Source organism: Thiohalocapsa halophila (genome assembly GCF_016583825.1).
GTDB lineage: Bacteria > Pseudomonadota > Gammaproteobacteria > Chromatiales > Chromatiaceae > Thiohalocapsa > Thiohalocapsa halophila.
On the sequence record NZ_NRRV01000222.1, the window covers coordinates 1 to 955 of the forward strand.

1 protein-coding gene is annotated in these 955 nt (G+C 66.7%); it reads right to left on the minus strand.

Going from position 1 to position 955, the window contains the following annotated elements; translation table 11 throughout:
- A partial coding sequence (locus CKO31_RS26115; RefSeq protein WP_200243842.1) for a hypothetical protein occupies positions 1 to 872 on the minus strand: 872 nt, incomplete at its 3' end.
- Between the last annotated feature and the right edge of the window lie 83 nt (positions 873 to 955).

Consider the following 955-nt stretch of genomic DNA (forward strand, 5'->3'; position numbering starts at 1 on the left):
TGCTGGCCTGTTGCAGGAACGCCTGCCAATGGCTGTCGTCGCGCCAGTGAGCTTTCAAGTGCGCCGCGATGGCATGGGAGATGTCGTAGGTCTCGACACAGCTCGGCACCTGTTGGCGAAACAGCGCGATGCCTTTGCGCAGATCGCCGCCCATGGTCGCAGACGATCTGCACTGGCACACCCGTGCGCGCACGCACCTGTTCCAGCATCGCCGCCACCCAGACGCCGGTACTGTTGGCCGTCACCTCCACCGCCAGCACCGTCATGTCACAATGGCGTGGCGCATAACCGGTCTCGACCAACCGGCCGGCCGGTATGCCGAGCACCACCAGACATCTCAGCGCGCCCAGGCCCACCGTCTCGTCGATGACGAAAATCCAATCGTCGCGCCGCGCCAGCGGGCGCCGCAGCACGGCCAAGCCCAGCCGACAGCACCAATTCAGGACGGTGGTCGACGCGGGCCCGCCCAGCGGGAGGTAGCCTGCCAACAGGCGCAGCACCCAACTGACCCCGCGACACCCGAAACCGGCATGCAGGTACAGCTGCACGCTGAGCTGGATCACCTCCAGGCTATGATGATGGTTGGCAACGCGCGTGGGGACCAAAGCCGTGGGCGGCTCTTCGCCGCCTTCGCCGCCTTCGCCGCCCTTGTCCTTGTTGGTTCTCCTGCCGGCCGCGTCGCCTGCCGGTGCTTGCCTCTCCGCCGCCAATGCCCGCGACTTCCAGTAGGCACGGCTGCGCTCCAAGTCGCGAACCCGCACCTGTGCCGCACGCAGGCGCTTCTGGCGTTCCAGCGCCTTGGCCTTCCAGCGATCGCGCGCGCTACGCACGAGCCGCAGCAGCCGCGAAACGGGGGTCCTCAGATCGTTCATGCGTGTCGAACCTCGGCTCAGGTGCCCGCCACGCGAGGCGTGGCGATATGCTCGCAGATCCAGAGATTTTCGAGGCTTCCAAT